The following is a 16,450-nucleotide window of genomic DNA, read 5'->3' on the forward strand; positions in this document are numbered from 1 at the left end:
CCGCCCCCGGGCGCCGAAGGGGCGGTTCGGCCATGGCCTGGCCGGTTCACCTGTCGCGCGGCGCCAGGGTTGCTCCTGCCCGCGATTCCCGGCGCGATTCACCATCAGGCGGCTTGTCTTGGCCGCCAAGGCGGCCCATGTTGAAGGGACGAAGGCCGGTCCGGCGTCGAGAGACCTCCGCCAGACCCGGTTTGCCTGATACCCCGAAAACATCGCCCCCCATTCCGTGGGAAGGTTTCCATTTTCGGTTTCTGCGAACAGCCCGTCCGCCCTGCAAGCCCGCAGGGAACGCAATTCCATATCCGTGCCCAATGGCCGGAAAATCAAAGGATATTCTCGTGGCAAAGGAAAACAAGCGCGGCAATCGCGAGACGAAGAAACCCAAGCAGGTGAAGGTTGCCCCCGTTGCGACCCCGCTGTTCGAAAAGGGCTCGCTGACGGCCGTGACCACACCGAAGAAGAAAAAGTAATGAGCCCCCGCCCCCGGCCCGCCCCCGCGTCAATGCTGCGGATGCTGGCCGGTCTTGGCCGGGGAACGGCAGCCCCCCTTGATCCCTGGGCCGATACCGCCCCCGTCCGGGCCGAGCTTTTCAGCGTTGAACGGCTTGAACAACATGCGCTGACGCTGGCCGCCGCGCAGTCCATCGCGCCGCGGCCGCGCAACATTCCGCCCTTGCGCCGCCGCCTTGACGATAACGCCCGGGTGCTGCTGGCCGCCTGGCGGGCCAGCGCGCGCGAGGTGGCGGCCGGGCGTGACGTGGTTCCGGCGGCGGATTGGCTGCTGGACAACTACCATTTGGTCGAAGCGCAGATCCGTGAAATCCGCACCGATCTGCCTGCCGGATACTATCGGCGCCTTCCCAAGCTGGCGACGGGGCCCTTCGCGGGCTATCCGCGCGTCTTCGGCATTGCCTGGGCCTTTGTGGCGCATACCGACAGCCATTTCGACATACGGACGCTGCACCGCTTTCTGGTGGCCTATCAGACCATCCAGCCGCTGACGATCGGAGAGCTTTGGGCGGTTGCGATCACCCTGCGCATCGTCCTGATCGAAAACCTGCGGCGGCTGGCCGATCAGATGACGCAAGGCCGCGCCCGCCGGTCCGAGGCCGATGCCCTTGCGGACCGGGTCTGCGCGCCGGGTCAGGCCCATGCGGCCCTGCTGCCCGAAATCGCGCGCCAGGCCCGGCGCCCGTTGTCCGAGGTCTTTGCCGCCCAGTTGGCCAAGCGCCTGCGCGACCGCGACCCGCGCACCAACCCCGCGCTTGGCTGGCTGGAAGAGCGTCTGGCCGCGCAGGGCAGCTCGATTGATACCGTTGTGCGCCACGCGCAAGAGCGGCAGGGGGCATCGAACGTGACCCTGCGCAATGTCGTGACCGCGATGCGCAGCATTTCCGCCACCGACTGGGCCGAGTTCTTCGAAGGGGTCAGCCTTGTCGAAGCCGGGCTGCACGACCACCCCGGTTATGCGCAGATGGATTTCGCCAGCCGCAACCTTTATCGCAGCGCGGTGGAAGATCTGGCGCGGGGCAGCACCCTGAGCGAGACCGGCGTGGTGGCGCTGGCCCGCGCAGGGGCCGAAGTGCAGCCCCCGCATGACCCCCGGTCTGACGTGGGCTGGTCGCTGATTGCCGGCGGCAGGGCCGATTTCGAACGCAGGATCGGAGTTCGCCCGCCCGCCCGCCTGCGTCTTCGCAGATGGGGCATTGCGGCGGGTCTTCGCGGCTATCTTGGTGCGATTGCCGGTGTGACGCTGGGGCTGCTGGGTCTTTGCGCCTGGTGGGTGGCGGGCAGCGGCTCCGTCATTGGCGCGCTGTGGCTGCTGGCGATGCTGCTGCCGCTGAGTGCCGTCGCGGCCATGCTGGTGGACCGGCTGGCCGGGGCCGCCGTCGGGGCCACGCTGCTGCCCGGGCTGGATCTGCGGGCGGGTGTGCCGTCAGAGCTGCGCACGGTCATTGCGGTGCCGGTGCTGGTCTCGGGCGCCGAAGATCTGGGCGCACAGATTGACGCGCTTGAGGTGCATCACCTGTCGGGGGCCGGCGGCGACCTGACCTTCGTGTTGCTGACCGATGATGTGGATGCCCCCGAACAGGTCATGCCCGGCGACGCGGCGCTGTTCGCCCAGGCGACCGAGGGCATTGCCGCGCTGAACCGGCGCCATCCGCCCGGCCCGGCGGGGCCGCGGTTCCTGCACCTGCACCGCCCGCGCCGGTTCAATGCCGCCGAGGGCGTCTGGATGGGGTGGGAACGCAAGCGCGGCAAGCTGCACGAGTTGAACCGCCTGCTGCGCGGCGCGCAGGACACCGGCTTTCGCGATGCGGATGGACAGGTGCCCGCCGTTCCCGCCGGGGTGCGGTATGTCATCACGCTGGATGCCGACACGCGGATGCCGCGCGATACGGCGGCGCGGCTGATCGGCAAGATCGCGCACCCGCTGAACCGCCCGCTGCTCGATGCGGCCAGTGGCCGTGTGACCGGCGGTTACGGCATCCTGCAACCCCGCGTCACCCCGGCGCTGGAGCCGGGCGCTCCGGCCACGCTTTACCAGAAGGCAACCGCCGGGCCCGGCGGGATGGACCCCTATGCCGCGGCCGCGTCGGACATCTGGCAAGACCTGTTCGGCGAAGGGTCGTTCACCGGCAAGGGCATCTACGACATTGATGCCTTCGAGGCGGCGATGCAGGGCCGCGTGCCCGACAACACGCTGCTCAGTCATGACCTGCTGGAAGGCGTGTTCGCCCGCGCCGGTCTGGCCTCGGATGTCGAACTGGTCGAGGCGTTTCCCGGCCGTGTCGATGTTGCCGCCCGCCGTCAGCATCGCTGGACGCGGGGCGACTGGCAATTGCTGCGCTGGCTGTTCGCGCCGGGTCTGCCGCTGCTGGGCCGGGTCAAGATGGCCGATACGCTGCGCCGATCGCTGGTTGCGCCGGCCACATTGGCGGCGCTGGGGCTGGGATGGCTGCTGCCCGGCCCGGTGGCGCCGATCGCAACGGGGCTGCTGTTGGCGGTGCTGGCGGTGCCGGTTCTGCTGCCGGCGGTCCTTGGGCTGATCCCGCGCCGGTCCGGGCTGGACCTGACCAGCCACCTGCAACAGACGGCGGGCGATCTGGACATGGCCGGGCTGCGGATCGGGCTGATCCTGACCTTCCTGCCGGATACGGCCTGGCGGATGATGGATGCGACGCTGCGCAGCCTGTGGCGGATGACAGTTTCGCACCGGCACCTGCTGGAATGGACCACGGCGGCGCAGGCGCTGGACGGCGCGCGTCCGGGGCTTTGGGCACAGGTGCGGTTCATGGCCGGTGGCATGGGGCTGGGCACCGCTGTCACCGCGGCCGCGCTGGGGCCGGGACAGGCGTCGCTGACGCTGGTCCTGCCCTTCGCGATCCTGTGGCTGGCCGCGCCGGTCATCGCGCTGCGGATCAGCCAGCCGCCGGGTGCGGCGGCCGCCTCTGCCCTGCCGCAAGAAGCCGCGCAGGATCTGCGCCGCATCGCCCGTGCGACATGGCGCTATTTCGAGGTGTTCGTGACAGAGGCGCACAGCCATCTGCCGCCCGACAACCATCAGGAAACCCCCGCCCCGCTGACGGCGGCGCGGACATCGCCCACGAACATGGGCCTTTACCTGCTGTCCTGCGTGGCCGCGCGCGATTTCGGCTGGATCGGCACGCCCGAGGCCGCCGCCCGGCTGGAGGCGACGCTGGCCAGCATGCAGGCGCTGCCACGGCACAACGGGCATTTCTACAACTGGTATGCCACGGATGACGGGCGGGTGCTGGACCCGGCCTATGTGTCTTCGGTGGACAGCGGCAATCTGGCGGGCCACCTGATCGCGCTCGCCAATGCCTGCGAGGGATGGTCGCAAGAGGGCGATCCGCCGGCGCGGGACGGCAGCCCCCTGCGCGATGGCCTGCTGGACACGCTGCACCTTGCGCGCCAGGCCCCCGGCGCCGCCGAGGCGCGCATGAACGGCCTGCTGGACGAGGTGGAGGCCGCGATCCTTGCCCCCGGTGCCGACAGCGACACCTGGCCCGCCGTTCTGCGCCTGGCCGCCAAGGCGCGGGCGATCCTGCCGGCGGATCCGGGAGCCGAAGAGCTGCGTGCCTGGCTGGGCGCCCTGCACGACCAATGCGCCCGAAATGCGCACCCCTGCCCCCATGATCTGCGCGCCCGGCTGATGGCCCTTGGGGCGCAGGCGCGGGCGATGGCGCTGGCCATGGATTTCGCCTTCCTGTTCGACCCTGACCGCAAGCTGCTGTCGATCGGCTGGTCGCGGAATGACAACGCGCTTGACGAGGGCTGTTATGACCTTCTGGCGTCCGAGGCGCGGCTGGCCAGCCTGTTCGCCATTGCCAAGGGCGATCTGCCGGTGCGGCACTGGTTCCGGCTGGGCCGTGCGGCCACCCCGTCACGCGGCGGGTCGGTTCTGGTGTCCTGGTCGGGTTCGATGTTCGAATATCTGATGCCGGCCCTGGTGATGCAGGAACCACCGGGCAGCCTGCTGGACCAGACCAACCGGCAGGTGGTGGCGGGGCAGCAAGCCTATGGCCGAAGGCGGGGCATCCCCTGGGGCGTCTCGGAATCGGGCTTCAATGCGCGCGATCTTCAGATGAACTACCAGTATTCCACCTTCGGCATCCCCGGCATGGGGCTGAAGCGCGGGCTGGCGACCGATCTGGTGGTGGCACCCTATGCCACCGGGCTGGCCGCCATGTTCGCGCCGGTTGAGGCACGGCGCAATTACGCCGCTCTGGCCGGGCTGGGCGGACGCGGGCGCTACGGCTTTTACGAGGCGCTGGATTTCACCCCCGCCCGCCTGCCCGAAGGCGTTGCGGTGGCCGTGGTGCGCAGCTACATGGCCCACCATCAGGGCATGACCATCGTCGCCATCGCCAATGTGCTGCAAGCCGGCCGGATGCGCGCGCGCTTCCACGCCGAACCGATGATCCGCGCCGCAGAACTGCTGTTGCAGGAACGCATTCCGCGCGATGTTTCCGCCGTGACGCCGCGCCCCGAAGCGGTGGCCCTGCCTGACAGTTCCACCGCGCTGGAGATGCAGCGCATGGCGCTGATCGAGGGGGCACCGCAGGGGCCGCCGGTCAGCCATATCCTGTCGAACGGCCGCTATTCGGTGATGCTGACCGCCGCCGGCGGCGGCTACAGCCACTGGGGCGACATTGCCCTGACCCGCTGGCAGGCGGATTCCACGCGCGAAAACGCCACCTCGGGCATCTGGCTGCGCGATCTGCGCAACGGCCGGCTTCACCCCGTTGCCGCGGCCAGCGGCGCAGACCAGCGCGACGTGCAGTTCTTCGAGGACCGCGCCGCGATCTGGCGTCAGGATGACACCCTGTCGACGGTGATGGATGTTCTGGTCTCGGGCGAGGACGATGCCGAGGTGCGCCGCGTCTCGGTCAGTTCCAGTTCGCACCGCCCGCGCGAGGTGGAGCTGACCTCTTATGCCGAGCTGGTGCTGACAACGCCCGCGGCGGATGCGGCCCACCCCGCCTTTGCCCGGATGTTCGTGCAAACGGAATACCTGCCCGAATTCGGCGCCATCATCGCCACCCGCCGGCCGCGTTCGCCTGATGAACCGCCGGTCTGGGCCGCGCAGTTCCTGGTGATCGAGGGCGAACCCTCGGCCCCGCCGGAACATGAAACCGACCGGGCGGCCTTTGTCGGGCGCGACAATGATCTGGCCTCGGCCCGGGCCATGGAACCGGGCGCAAGGCTGGCGGGCGGCGTCGGCACGGTTCTGGACCCGGTGTTCGCCCTGCGCCAGCGGGTCCGCATCCCCGCGGGCGGCACCGTGCGGCTGGCGTTCTGGATGGTGGCCGCGCCAACGCGGGCGGCGCTGCTGGACCTGATCGACCGCCACCATGACCGCAACGCCTTTGACCGGGCCAAGACGCTGGCCTGGACACAGGCGCAGGTGCAACTGCGCCATCTGGGGGCCAATACCCAGCAGGCGGCAGGCTTCCAGCGGCTGACCGCGCCGATCCTGTATTCCGATCCGCGGTTCCGCGCCCGCCCTGACCTGATCGCCGGCGGTCTGGGCAAGCAATCGGCCCTGTGGCCCCTGGGCGTTTCGGGCGATCTTCCGATCGTGGTTCTGCGCATCGACGACCCGGCCGACATGGCGCATGTGCATGAGATGCTGCTGGCGCAGGAATACTGGCGCGGCAAGCGTCTGGCGGTGGATCTGGTGATCCTGAACGAACACCCCGCCTCCTATGTTCAGAGCCTGCAGGCCGGGATCGAGGCCGCCCTGCGTGCCAGCCGCGCCCCCGACGCAGGCGCCTTGCCAGGGCAGGTGTTTGCCCTGCGCGCCGATCTGATGTCGCCCGAGGCGCGGGCGCTGCTGATCGGCGTGGCGCGCGTGGTGCTGGTGGCCCGGCGCGGCACGCTGGCCGAACAGATCGCGGCGATGCTGACCGAAGCAGCCGATGCGGCGAACCCGGTCCCGCTGGTGGACCCTGCGCCGCCCGCGCGGCCCATGGCACCGCTGCCGGCCCCCGAGCTTGAGTTCTTCAACGGTCTGGGCGGCTTTGCCCGCGACGGGCGCGAATATGTGACCGTCCTTGACCAGGGCGCCGCGACGCCGGCGCCCTGGGTGAACGTCATCGCCAATGACGGGTTCGGGTTCCACGTCTCGGCCACCGGCAGCGGCAGCACATGGGCCGAAAACAGCCGCGAGAACCGGCTGACCCCATGGTCGAACGACCCCGTGTCCGACCCCACCGGCGAGGCGTTCTATATCCGCGATGAAGCGACGGGCGCGCTGTTTTCCCCCACCGCCCGGCCGCTGCGCCAGACGGGGCGGCATATCGCGCGGCATGGCTTCGGCTACAGCCGGTTCCAGCATCAGGCCGGCGGCATCGGTTTCGATCTGGTGCAGTTCGTGCCGCTGGATGATCCGGTCAAGATCTCGCGGCTGACGCTGCGCAACCTGTCGGGGCGGCCACGGCGGCTGACCGTGGTCAGCTATGCCGAACTGGTTCTGGGCGTCACGCGCGCCTCGGCCGCGCCCTTCGTCACCACCGGACAGGATGCGGAAACCGGCGCGATCCTGGCGCGCAACCCCTGGAACATTGCCTTTCCCGACCGCATCACCTTTGCCGATATGGGCGGCGCGCAGACCGGGTTCACCACCGACCGCGCCGCCTTTCTGGGCCAGGGCGGCGATCTGGCGGCACCTTTGGCGCTGACCGGGGGGCTGCCGTTGTCCGGGGCAACCGGGGCCGGGCTTGACCCCTGCCTTGCGCTGGCGCGGACGGTGGATCTGGCCCCGGGCGCCAGCATCACCATCGACCATTTCCTTGGCCAGACCCCATCGCCCGAAGCGGCGCGCGCGCTGATCCGCAGCCTGCGCGCGGCCGATCTTGACGCCAGCCTTGCCGCCGTCGAGGCGCATTGGGACAGCGTGCTGGGCACCGTGCAGATCACGACGCCCGACCGCGCGATGGACATCATGGTCAATGGCTGGCTGCAATATCAGACGCTTGCCTGCCGGGTGCAGGCGCGGGCGGGTTTCTATCAGGCCAGCGGCGCCTATGGCTTCCGCGATCAGTTGCAGGATGGCATGGCGCTGACCCTGACCCAGCCCGACCGCGTGCGCGCGCATCTGCTGCGCGCCGCCGGCCGCCAGTTCCCCGAAGGCGATGTGCAGCATTGGTGGCTGCCACATTCCGGGCAGGGTGTCCGCACCCGGATTTCGGATGATTGCGTCTGGCTGGCCTTCTGCGCCGCCGATTATGTGGCGGTCACGGCGGATATGGCCGTGCTTGATACCCCGCTGCCCTTCCTTGACGGGCCGTCGCTGGCGCCCGGCCAGCATGACGCCTTCTTCCTGCCCGGATCATCGGGCGCCGAGGCCACGCTTTACGAACATTGCGCCCTTGGGCTGGACCGGGCGATTGCGCTGACCGGCACGCTTGGCCTGCCGCTGATCGGAACCGGCGACTGGAACGACGGCATGAACCGGGTCGGGGAAGGCGGACAGGGCGAAAGCGTCTGGCTGGGCTGGCTGCTGCTGGCCACGCTGCACCGCTTCGCCCCGCTGGCCGCATCGCGCGACCCGGCCCGCGCCGCCCGGTGGCAGGCCCATGCCGTGCAGTTGCGCGCCGCGCTGGAGCGGGAGGCCTGGGATGGCGACTGGTATCGCCGCGCGACCTTTGATGATGGCACCTGGCTGGGCTCGGCGGCGGGCAGGTCGTGCCGGATCGATTCCATCGCCCAAAGCTGGGCGGTGCTGTCCGGGCAGGCCGACCCGGCGCGCGCCAGCCGGGCCATGGCCGCCGTTTCGCGGCACCTGATCGACCCCGACGCCGGAATTGCCCTGCTGTTCACCCCGCCCTTCGACAATGCCGCCGCCGATTTCGGGCCCGATCCGGGCTATATCGCCGGCTACCCGCCGGGCCTGCGGGAAAACGGCGGGCAATACAGCCATGCCGCGATGTGGGCGATCCTTGCCCGCGCGAAACTGGGCGATGGCGACGGGGCCGCCGCCCTGTTCGCCCTGCTGAACCCGATCAACCACGCCCTGACACCCGAGGCGGCGCGGCGCTACAAGGTTGAACCCTATGTCGTGGCGGCCGATGTTTATTCGGTTGCCCCCCACAGGGGCCGGGGCGGCTGGACCTGGTACACCGGATCGGCCGCCTGGATGTACCGCGCCGCCGTCGAGGGAATTCTGGGCCTGCGGCGCGAGGGGGGGCATCTGTCGATCACCCCCTGTCTGCCTGCGCATTGGCCGGCGATCTCGGTACAAATCCGCATCGCGGGGACGGTGATCGACCTCACGGTCACGCAGGGGCCAGACAAGGCGCAGGAAGGCGCAGAGCCGGATGCCACCAACACGATCCGCATCCCGCTTGACGGCGCCGCCCACAGGCTGCGCCTTCGCATGATGGCGGGAAACACCTGACCGGGGGCAGCTTCCGGGCAAAAGGCACGCCGGGTTGACCGCAAGCCGGCGCACGACCCTGCGACGCAGATCGCCGTGCTGGCACCACTGGCCCTGCCACACCAGTGGCAGAAACGGCCCTTGGGCAGCGGGGTTGCGGCATCGTCGATGTGATTGCCTTTGATATTCGGAGGCCGTGCAGCAAGACCCTGAAGAACGGGCCTGTCGCCCAAGCGTCGTGAAGACCGCCGTTCGCCCCGACCAATCCGGTGTCTTTTCGAAGGAGAAGTCACCGCTTGGGGCAGAGATTTCTTGATCAAATTATCTTGTCAGGCGATCTTGCGATCAGGCGACAGACCGCTTCGGGAATGTCCGTCAAAACCTGGAAAGGAATAACGAGTGCGGGTTGCTTTGTGTTTTGTGATGGCTTTGGCACTTTCAGCTTGCGTCAGACCCGATGGAAGCCCCGCCCTTGGCGCCAGTGATGCCCAGCAGGTGTTCACCTTTGTCCTGAACGGCAAGGGAAGCAGCGGCGGTCATTGCACGGCGGAAGGCGCAAGGGGAGAGGTCAGAAGCGGCAAGGATCTGTTCGGATCCCCCACCGTCAAGATTCGCGGCCATATCCGATACGGCAAGATCATCTGCACTGACGGTCAGGGCGTGAAGTATGTCACGACAATCAACCAACTGGTCCCTCAGGGACTGCGCACCCCGAGGGCCTGGAGCAATCTGAGACCCGGAAAGACCGCCCATGACGTGAAGCTGGAACTTCCAAGCGGGGTCACGAGGATCTTTTACAAGGCACTCATCCGGGTCGAATAGCGTGAGCCGCGCACCCGGGCAAAAGACCTGCCCCGCAAGCAGGGGCTTCCGGGGCAGGTTGATCACCACAGGGCAGTAACACGGTTACAACGGGTCATGGGGTGCCGGATTTTGGCACCCCGGATTGCCGGCGTCAGATCCGGCCGGTCAGAACCAGAACAAGCAGGATCACCAGAATGATCCCCAGGCCACCGCTGGGCAGATACCCCCACGAGGCGCTGTATCGCCAGTTTGGCAGAGCCCCGACAAGCATCAGGACAAGGATAATGATAAGGATGTTGGTCAGCATTGGTGCGGGCTTTCTTCTGAAGGAATGGAACGGCGCTTCGGCCCTGGCATCGCGATCTCTGGCTTTGCCTGTGGCAATCCGTGCGACAGGCAGCTTCAGCGGCATGATGCAGCTTGCGCGCCTTTCGCCTGCCGCGCGCTAACTTGCGGCAGTCTTGCAGACGGCCACGCCCGGACAATGCCGGAAAACGCCCGCAACCATCAGCGGTCACGGACAAAGGGCGCGGGCTGGGTCATGGTGGAGGTGACGGGTTCTTCCTGCACAACGGTCACCTTCACGGAGAGCTCGACAAGATCTGCGGAAAAGCCCTGAAAGCTGCCGGATACCGGCGTGACCTGCTGGATGTTGCGCGCAACGGCAACCGGGATCAGGTTGGCCGAACCCACCGCGCGATTTGTGGGGTCGATGGCAATCCAGCCGGCGCCGGGCAGAAAGACCTCAACCCAGGCATGGGTCGATCCGGCGCCGGCCGAACCAAGCCTGTTCTCTGTCGGGTCGAACAGATAACCCGAGACGATCCGCGCGCCGAAACCTAGCGTCCGAACCGCCTCGGCAAACAGCACGGCAAAATCGCGACACGATCCCCAACCGCGGTCGAGGGTTTCAAGCGGCCCTTGCGTGCCCTCAAGATCCCGCGCCTGATAGGAGATCTGGTTGGAAACGCCCAGGCTGACATCCTTCAGCAAGGACAGCGTGTCGGTGGCCGGCCCCATCACGAAGCCCCTGGCCCAGGCTGACAGGCGCCCTGCCGGGTCTGCGTATTGCGCGGCCACCAGCGCCCCCAGATCCGTGCGTTCATCGGCGGAATAGAGGAAGGGATATTCGATGGCCGATGTCGCGATGGCGAACACCGGCCAGGCGGGGGCACTCAGATCAATCGAGGCGCGGGACTCGATCCTGAGCGTATCGGTCATCCCGGGAAAGATGGCCGTCGCGACGGCGTTTCCCGCCACATCATGCGCCCAGGTCACGGGTGCTTCGGGCGAAAGCTGCAGATCGAAAGAGATGAGCTTCAGATCCCGCGTTTCGCGCGGGCGCAACATCATCCGGTGCGCCCCCAGTTGAACCGGGTTTCGGTAGCGATAAAGCGTCTCATGCAGAATGGAGATTTGGGGCAAAGGTCAGGCCGATCTTTCGGTTGGGTCACGGTTGCAGGTCTGGGTCAGCCCGTCCTTGGGTATCCTTCGGCAAGGGGGACAGTGTTCCGCCACGAAGAAGATGCCTTGCATCGTGGGCAGACCCTTTGACCGAACCCGTCACTTCTGAAAATGGTGCGGCAGCGCAGGCAGGTTCGGTCTGCCGGCACATCGCCCTGCGCGGGAACCAGCGCGTCCGGCGGCATCTGGCCGGCGTAAGCGGTCTCCCCCGGTTTCGGCGCACAAACCGCCGGCCTTGCCGGTTTTCGGAATCCATCGGTCATTCCTACCTGCTTTCTGTCAGCAATGCGATGCCATCCGCGTCCGGCGCCTGATCCCGCGTCAGCATGCCCTGAAGGTCATGCTCGGACACCGGATACATCTCGGTCCGGCCCGTCTTCGCGGAACCGGCCACAAGAAAGCTGGCCGTGCGGCGATAGGCTTCAAAGGTCAGACCTTGCAGAAGCTCTTCCTCGACAAGGATTTCATAGTCGCCTGCCGGCAGGCGGGCCGCATCTCCGGGCAGGGAAAAGGGATGCCGGAAGGTCACCATGAAACGGGTGGAACGTAACGCCATCTGATTGCCTCCGCTTTGCAAGGGGACGGTCAAGGGATGTGCCCCGATCCTGCGCGGCCGCCTGTTCGCGGTGCCGCGCCGATCGGGGTTCGTGCGGCCTTCAGGGCAGCCGCCGGCGCAGCAGGTTTCGGGCCATAAGAAAGCCAAGAACGAACCCTGCCTGCCCCAGCGCATAACCCGCCGTCACCGCTGGCCTTGCCGGCAGAAAGGGCCCTGCGGGCCTGACCCGCCGCCGCCAAAGGGCCAGAGCCGCGGCCGCCACGATCAGCCCAAGCCCGACCGCCGTCATGGCAAGGCTTGGCCCGATGAGGCGCGACAGTCCCATGACCGCGGCAGTCAGCAGCAGGGCCGAACCGGCGGACAGCAGCGCCGCCAGCAGCACCGACCAGACAAGGGCAGAACGGCCCCTGTCCAGCGTGCCGCGAAACCGTTCGGCCAAGAGGGTGCGCAAAACCATCAGCGCCGGGTCATGGCCCCGAGAAGAATACCCATTCCGACCGCCAGCCCCAGCGCCATGTAAGGGTTTGCCGCCACGGCGCCTTCGATCCGCACATCGGCATCATGGCCTTTGCGCCCAAGGTAGCTGACGGCATCGCTCATGCCATTGGTGACATCCTTGGCCAGCGCCTGGCTGCGCGTGCCGGCGGCAGTCTGCACGTTCCTCGCAAGCTCCATCATGTCTTGCCGCAGGGTGGCCATCTGCTCGACCACGGCATCGTAGTCGGCGCTTGCGGTCCGGTGGTTCGCGTTTTCTTGTGCCATGAGATGGCTCCTGTCCGTGTGAATAAGGGGCACCCTGCCGGTACCTGCCAGAAGCGGCAGGCAGGTCCGAAGGTCTGCGGGAAAGCCGGAGGTTGTTGCGAAACCGGCATGGGGCAATCTGGGTCAAACAACCGGGGCGCGCACTAACACCCGTCAGCAGGAGAGGGATTTCCGGGGAACTGCGGGACGGACGGCCCGGATACGATCTCTTCGGCGCGCCCACAGCACGCCGCCCGCCTTGAGGGAATCAAAGGCGGGCGACGCCGTCCGCACCGGCTGTTGGGACAAGGATCGGTGCGGAATGGAGCCGGGCGCGTGGGCAGGACACGCGGTCAGGCTGTGGCCGCGGCCACAGGCCCTCCCTCATCAATCATGTCCTTGCGCCCCTGTTCGGCCGAGGCGGCAAGCGCGCGCGCCTTTTCATGCGCGTCGGCAATGGCCCGTGTCGCTTCGACAAGCTGGTCAGCATGGTTGGGCGGCGCGTAGATCGTGTAAAGCCGCAGGCGGCGCTTTCCTGTATTGGTCAGGTTGTGGCGCACCCCGGCCGGCACAAGGATCGCGTCGCCGGCGGCGACCCTGATCTTCACACCGTCAATCCTGATCCGGCCCTTGCCCTTTTCGATCCTGAAGAACTGGTCATGGGTCATATGCACTTCGGACCCGATTTCCTCGCCAGGCCGCAGGGCCATCAGCACCAGTTGCAGATGGCCTGCGGTGAAAAGCACGCGGCGAAAATCGCGGTTGTCTCTTGTCAGGCGTTCAAGTGCTCCGACGTAGCCCTGTTTCATCACATTCCGCCTTTGCAAAGCACAAGCCTAGCACCCCGTCACGCGGCCAGACTGATCAAGGTTAGGGGGCCGGGCAGAACATCCGGGTCCGGGCTGATGCAGATTAGGGCGCCCCGATCGCGCGGGGGGCACCATGGGGCATGGCCCGACCCGGCCAAGGCGGCAGCCCGCCGTTCCGCCGGGGCGGCCGCGAAAAGGATCACCCCATGTTGTCCAGCATCCGCCTTCTTACGGTTGCGGCCGTACTTTCCGTGACCAGTTGCACCTATATCGCCACCACCCCCAGCCGCCCCTATACGGGGACGATGACCGGGGGCACCCTGTCGGAAGCCGCCGCCCGGCAGGAACGCGAGCTGACTGTCCAGCTTGCCGGCAGCGGCGCCAGCATCACTAACACGGGCAACCAGTTGCGCGTGATCCTGCCCGAAGCGGTAAGCTTTGCGCCCGGTTCGGTCACGCTGACCCCAGGCTTCATGCCCGCGCTGCGCGAAGTGGCGCGTTCGCTGAACAGCCATCCCAGCTCGACCATCCGGGTGGTGGGCCATACCGACTCGGTCGGGTCCGAGATGTACAACAAGCAACTCAGCCAGGAACGCGCCCTGGCCGTGGCCCGCGCACTGATCCGCTATGGCGTGCCGTCCAGCCGGATCAGCTATTCCGGGCGCGGATCGGGTGAACCGATCACCTCGAACGCCACCGCGGCGGGGCGCGCAATGAACCAAAGGGTTGAAGTCGTGATCACGCCGACCAACTGACCCGGCCTGACCGACCGCCTGCCTTGCCGCCCGCCACACTTGGCGGGCGGTTTTCGTCCGCGTCTGGCGTCGCCTTGCCCCCCTCGGCGGTTCCTTGCCGCTTTCCCGCGCAGCCAGGCTGAACCGCCGCAAAGCAAACCTGCATCAGCACCGGCGCCTGTTCCGGGCCTAGATTGGGCCATGGTTCGCGAATACCCGCGGCCGTCATCGGCGACAGACCCGATCCCGCCCTGAACGATAAAGCCGGTCCGGTCCCGCAGGGGAGGTCCGGTCGGGGCGCCCCCGGCGACTGGTCGCTGAAAAGGATACGAACATGTCCATGACCATTCCCACCTCGACGATCGACAAGATGAAATCCGTCAAATCCGCCTGGGACAAGGCGCCGGCCGGCCCCAAGAAGGATGCGGCACTGACCCATTACAAGGCGGCCGAAAAGGCCCAGGCAGCGAAGAATGACGCCGAATGCCTGAAGTCGCTGAATGCGGCCACCCACGCGCTGGCATAAGCCCGCCTGCCCTTCCGGGAACACCTGTCCCGGAAGGGCAACTTCGTCCTCAGGTCAGCAACGGGCCTTCGTGGTCAAGATAGGCCCGGTCGAAACCGGCGAATTCGACCAGCGCCTCGTAATCATCGAAGGTGACGTGGCCCTTCTGAAACGTCACCAGACCCTCCTCGCGCAGCTCGCGCAGCACCCGGTTGACGTGCACCGCACTTAGCCCCAGCGTGTCTGCCAGCAGGTATTGCGACAGCGGGCAGGCAAAGCCGGCCTTGTCGGCCAAGCCCACCAGCCGCAGCCGCGCGCCCAGTTCCAGCAGGAAATGCGCCATCCGCTCGGTTGCGTTGCGGCGCCCCAGATCGACCAGATGCTCGACCACCATCGCCTCATCCCGCGACGCGGCCCACAGCACCGCCGTGGCCAGCCGGGGCGTCTCGGAAAAGGCTGACAGCAGATCGCGCTGCGTCACCTCCGAGGCATGAACAACGGTGATCGGTTCGACGTTGTGGTCGGACGTGCGGAACAGAACCGAGCGCAACCCAAGGAAATCGCCGGGGATCTGGATGTCCACGATCTGCCGGTTTCCGCTTGGCAGGATCTTGTAGGAACAGGCCCAACCCGAGGCAAGAACATAGGCCGCATGGTCGGTCTGCCCCTGGTGGATCATGTCCACGCCCACGGCAAAGCGGCGCCGGCGGCGATACAGATCGGACATCACCGACAGATCGCCCGGCGCAAGCCGCACGAAAGCCGAAAGCTTGCGCGCAAACGGGCTGTCCTGAATCAGCAGCGCGGTGTCCCGCTCGACCATTGCCCACCCTCTTCTGCGCAGGCAGCGCCCTGCCCTCCGCTCAAGGTGCATTCTCCGCAAACAACGCGGCTCAATCCTGATGCAAATCAGTCCACCCGTCCGATTTACTGCAACGATGGTTGCCGGATGAACCTGACCCGGCGCGTCAGGGCGCCTCAAGGCGCGGATGCCGGCAGGATGTCACAATTCTTGTGGAAAGTCGAAGTCATATGCCCGTGCCCCCCGAAGCTGCCGGAGCCGCCGCCCTTGCCATTTGCGAGTCGCTCCTTCTTGCCCTGAATGATCACAATATCCTGCCAGAGCGCGAGATCGTTGGGGTTCTCAGGGATGCGGCCGAAGCCCACTCAAACGCTCCCGCGGGCGATGGCTCGGCAGAAATGCACAGGGCCGTCGCCGCCCTGATCAACCGCATCATTGACGGCGGAAACTCGGTCCGCCGCCGATAGAGCCGGACTGACGCCATTGCCGGGTCAGAACCTGTCCTGCCACGGCAGAAGCGGGGGCAAGGCCGCCTGCCGGCGTCAATTTCCCAGGCGGGTCCGCAGGCCCAGCATGATTTTCTTAGTGACCCCGGCATAGTCGCCGTCGAAATGGTGATCGCCGTCGAACCCGACCAGTTCATAGCCCATGCCCGTCTGTGACTGGCAGGCATCGTCATCGTCGGTCTTGCCATAGATGCACTGGATCAGATCCGGCGCGATCTTCTTCATGTCGTCGGTAGGGTCTTGCGTGCTGTCGCTGCCAACGCCCAGCCATCCCGCGACATGGATCACATAGTCGCGCTGGTGCGACAGGCCCAGCAGGCTGATCTGCGCGATGCCGGCCTGATCTTCCGGCGGCAGCAGGCTGTAGCTCTGCGGCAGGATGTCGGCGCCGAAGGAATAGCCGATCAGCATGACATGCTTCACCCCCCACTCGGCCTGATACTTGTGCAGGATGCGCGCCAGATCGTCGGCGGTTTCCTGCGGCGTGCGCTGGTGCCAGAAGTAGCGCAGGTAATCGACCCCGACCACCGGGATACCCGCCTTTTGCAGCGCCAGACCGATCTGCTGGTCGATGTCGCGCCACCCGCCATCGCCGGAATAGAAGACAGCCATCGTGTCATGCAG

The 16,450-nt window shown here is 67.1% G+C and carries 14 protein-coding genes; 5 read left to right on the forward strand and 9 right to left on the reverse strand.

From position 1 onward, the window contains the following. Nucleotides 1–338 precede the first annotated feature (338 nt). From C5F44_RS18230 to C5F44_RS03750, 3 genes are all read left to right on the forward strand, one after another. Nucleotides 339–470, forward strand: a complete 132-nt coding sequence (locus tag C5F44_RS18230) for a hypothetical protein (protein ID WP_257791669.1) — start codon at nucleotides 339–341, stop codon at nucleotides 468–470. Beyond that, the gene (locus tag C5F44_RS03745; RefSeq protein WP_235822491.1) at nucleotides 470–8,926 is read left to right on the forward strand and encodes a glycoside hydrolase family 94 protein; all 8,457 of its coding nucleotides are present in this window, start codon (nucleotides 470–472) and stop codon (nucleotides 8,924–8,926) included. The genes C5F44_RS18230 and C5F44_RS03745 overlap by 1 nt, the downstream gene beginning before the upstream one ends. Nucleotides 8,927–9,328: 402 nt before the next feature. Then, nucleotides 9,329–9,727: a hypothetical protein gene (locus tag C5F44_RS03750; RefSeq protein ID WP_107672147.1), complete on the forward strand. Its 399-nt coding sequence runs from the start codon at nucleotides 9,329–9,331 to the stop codon at nucleotides 9,725–9,727. A 133-nt stretch (nucleotides 9,728–9,860) separates the two neighbouring features. Here C5F44_RS03750 and C5F44_RS18350 read toward each other — a convergent pair whose 3' ends face one another. The 6 genes from C5F44_RS18350 to C5F44_RS03780 all read right to left on the reverse strand — a co-directional run bounded on the left by C5F44_RS18350 (nucleotide 9,861) and on the right by C5F44_RS03780 (nucleotide 13,279). Then, entirely contained in the window at nucleotides 9,861–10,121 is a 261-nt protein-coding gene (locus C5F44_RS18350) for a DUF3309 family protein (RefSeq protein ID WP_235822492.1), read from the reverse strand. A 95-nt stretch (nucleotides 10,122–10,216) separates the two neighbouring features. Continuing rightward, complete coding sequence (locus tag C5F44_RS03760; protein WP_107672149.1) at nucleotides 10,217–11,134, reverse strand: transglutaminase family protein; 918 nt, start codon at nucleotides 11,132–11,134, stop codon at nucleotides 10,217–10,219. Nucleotides 11,135–11,438: 304 nt separating this feature from the next. Beyond that, the gene (locus C5F44_RS03765; RefSeq protein ID WP_107672150.1) at nucleotides 11,439–11,729 is read right to left on the reverse strand and encodes a hypothetical protein; all 291 of its coding nucleotides are present in this window, start codon (nucleotides 11,727–11,729) and stop codon (nucleotides 11,439–11,441) included. A 100-nt stretch (nucleotides 11,730–11,829) separates the two neighbouring features. Further along, on the reverse strand, nucleotides 11,830–12,186 hold the full coding sequence (locus tag C5F44_RS03770; protein WP_107672151.1) for a hypothetical protein: 357 nt from the start codon (nucleotides 12,184–12,186) through the stop codon (nucleotides 11,830–11,832). Beyond that, complete coding sequence (locus C5F44_RS03775; RefSeq protein WP_107672152.1) at nucleotides 12,186–12,491, reverse strand: hypothetical protein; 306 nt, start codon at nucleotides 12,489–12,491, stop codon at nucleotides 12,186–12,188. Before C5F44_RS03775 ends, C5F44_RS03770 begins: the two co-directional genes overlap by 1 nt. A gap of 332 nt (nucleotides 12,492–12,823) precedes the next feature. Then, on the reverse strand, nucleotides 12,824–13,279 hold the full coding sequence (locus C5F44_RS03780) for a cupin domain-containing protein (protein ID WP_107672153.1): 456 nt from the start codon (nucleotides 13,277–13,279) through the stop codon (nucleotides 12,824–12,826). A gap of 206 nt (nucleotides 13,280–13,485) precedes the next feature. Here C5F44_RS03780 and C5F44_RS03785 point away from each other — a divergent pair, with 206 nt between their 5' ends. Together C5F44_RS03785 and C5F44_RS03790 are read left to right on the forward strand one after the other, a co-directional pair. Then, a complete protein-coding gene (locus tag C5F44_RS03785) occupies nucleotides 13,486–14,034 on the forward strand; it encodes an OmpA family protein (protein WP_181318176.1) in 549 nt (182 codons plus the stop codon). A gap of 313 nt (nucleotides 14,035–14,347) precedes the next feature. Then, nucleotides 14,348–14,539 carry a hypothetical protein gene (locus tag C5F44_RS03790; protein WP_235822493.1) on the forward strand — a complete coding sequence of 64 codons (192 nt, stop codon included), beginning with the start codon at nucleotides 14,348–14,350 and terminating at the stop codon, nucleotides 14,537–14,539. A 49-nt stretch (nucleotides 14,540–14,588) separates the two neighbouring features. On the opposite strand, the gene C5F44_RS03795 is transcribed toward C5F44_RS03790, so the two are convergent. The 3 genes from C5F44_RS03795 to C5F44_RS03805 form a co-directional block, all read right to left on the reverse strand. After that, entirely contained in the window at nucleotides 14,589–15,341 is a 753-nt protein-coding gene (locus C5F44_RS03795) for a Crp/Fnr family transcriptional regulator (RefSeq protein ID WP_107672156.1), read from the reverse strand. 155 nt (nucleotides 15,342–15,496) lie between these two features. Then, nucleotides 15,497–15,685 (reverse strand): hypothetical protein, encoded by a 189-nt coding sequence (locus C5F44_RS17925; protein ID WP_181318177.1) that lies wholly within the window; start codon nucleotides 15,683–15,685, stop codon nucleotides 15,497–15,499. A 177-nt stretch (nucleotides 15,686–15,862) separates the two neighbouring features. Further along, nucleotides 15,863–16,450: virulence factor (locus C5F44_RS03805; protein WP_219908659.1), on the reverse strand; the 588-nt coding region annotated here is incomplete at its 5' end.

This window comes from Fuscovulum blasticum DSM 2131, from assembly GCF_003034965.1.
Lineage (GTDB): Bacteria > Pseudomonadota > Alphaproteobacteria > Rhodobacterales > Rhodobacteraceae > Pseudogemmobacter > Pseudogemmobacter blasticus.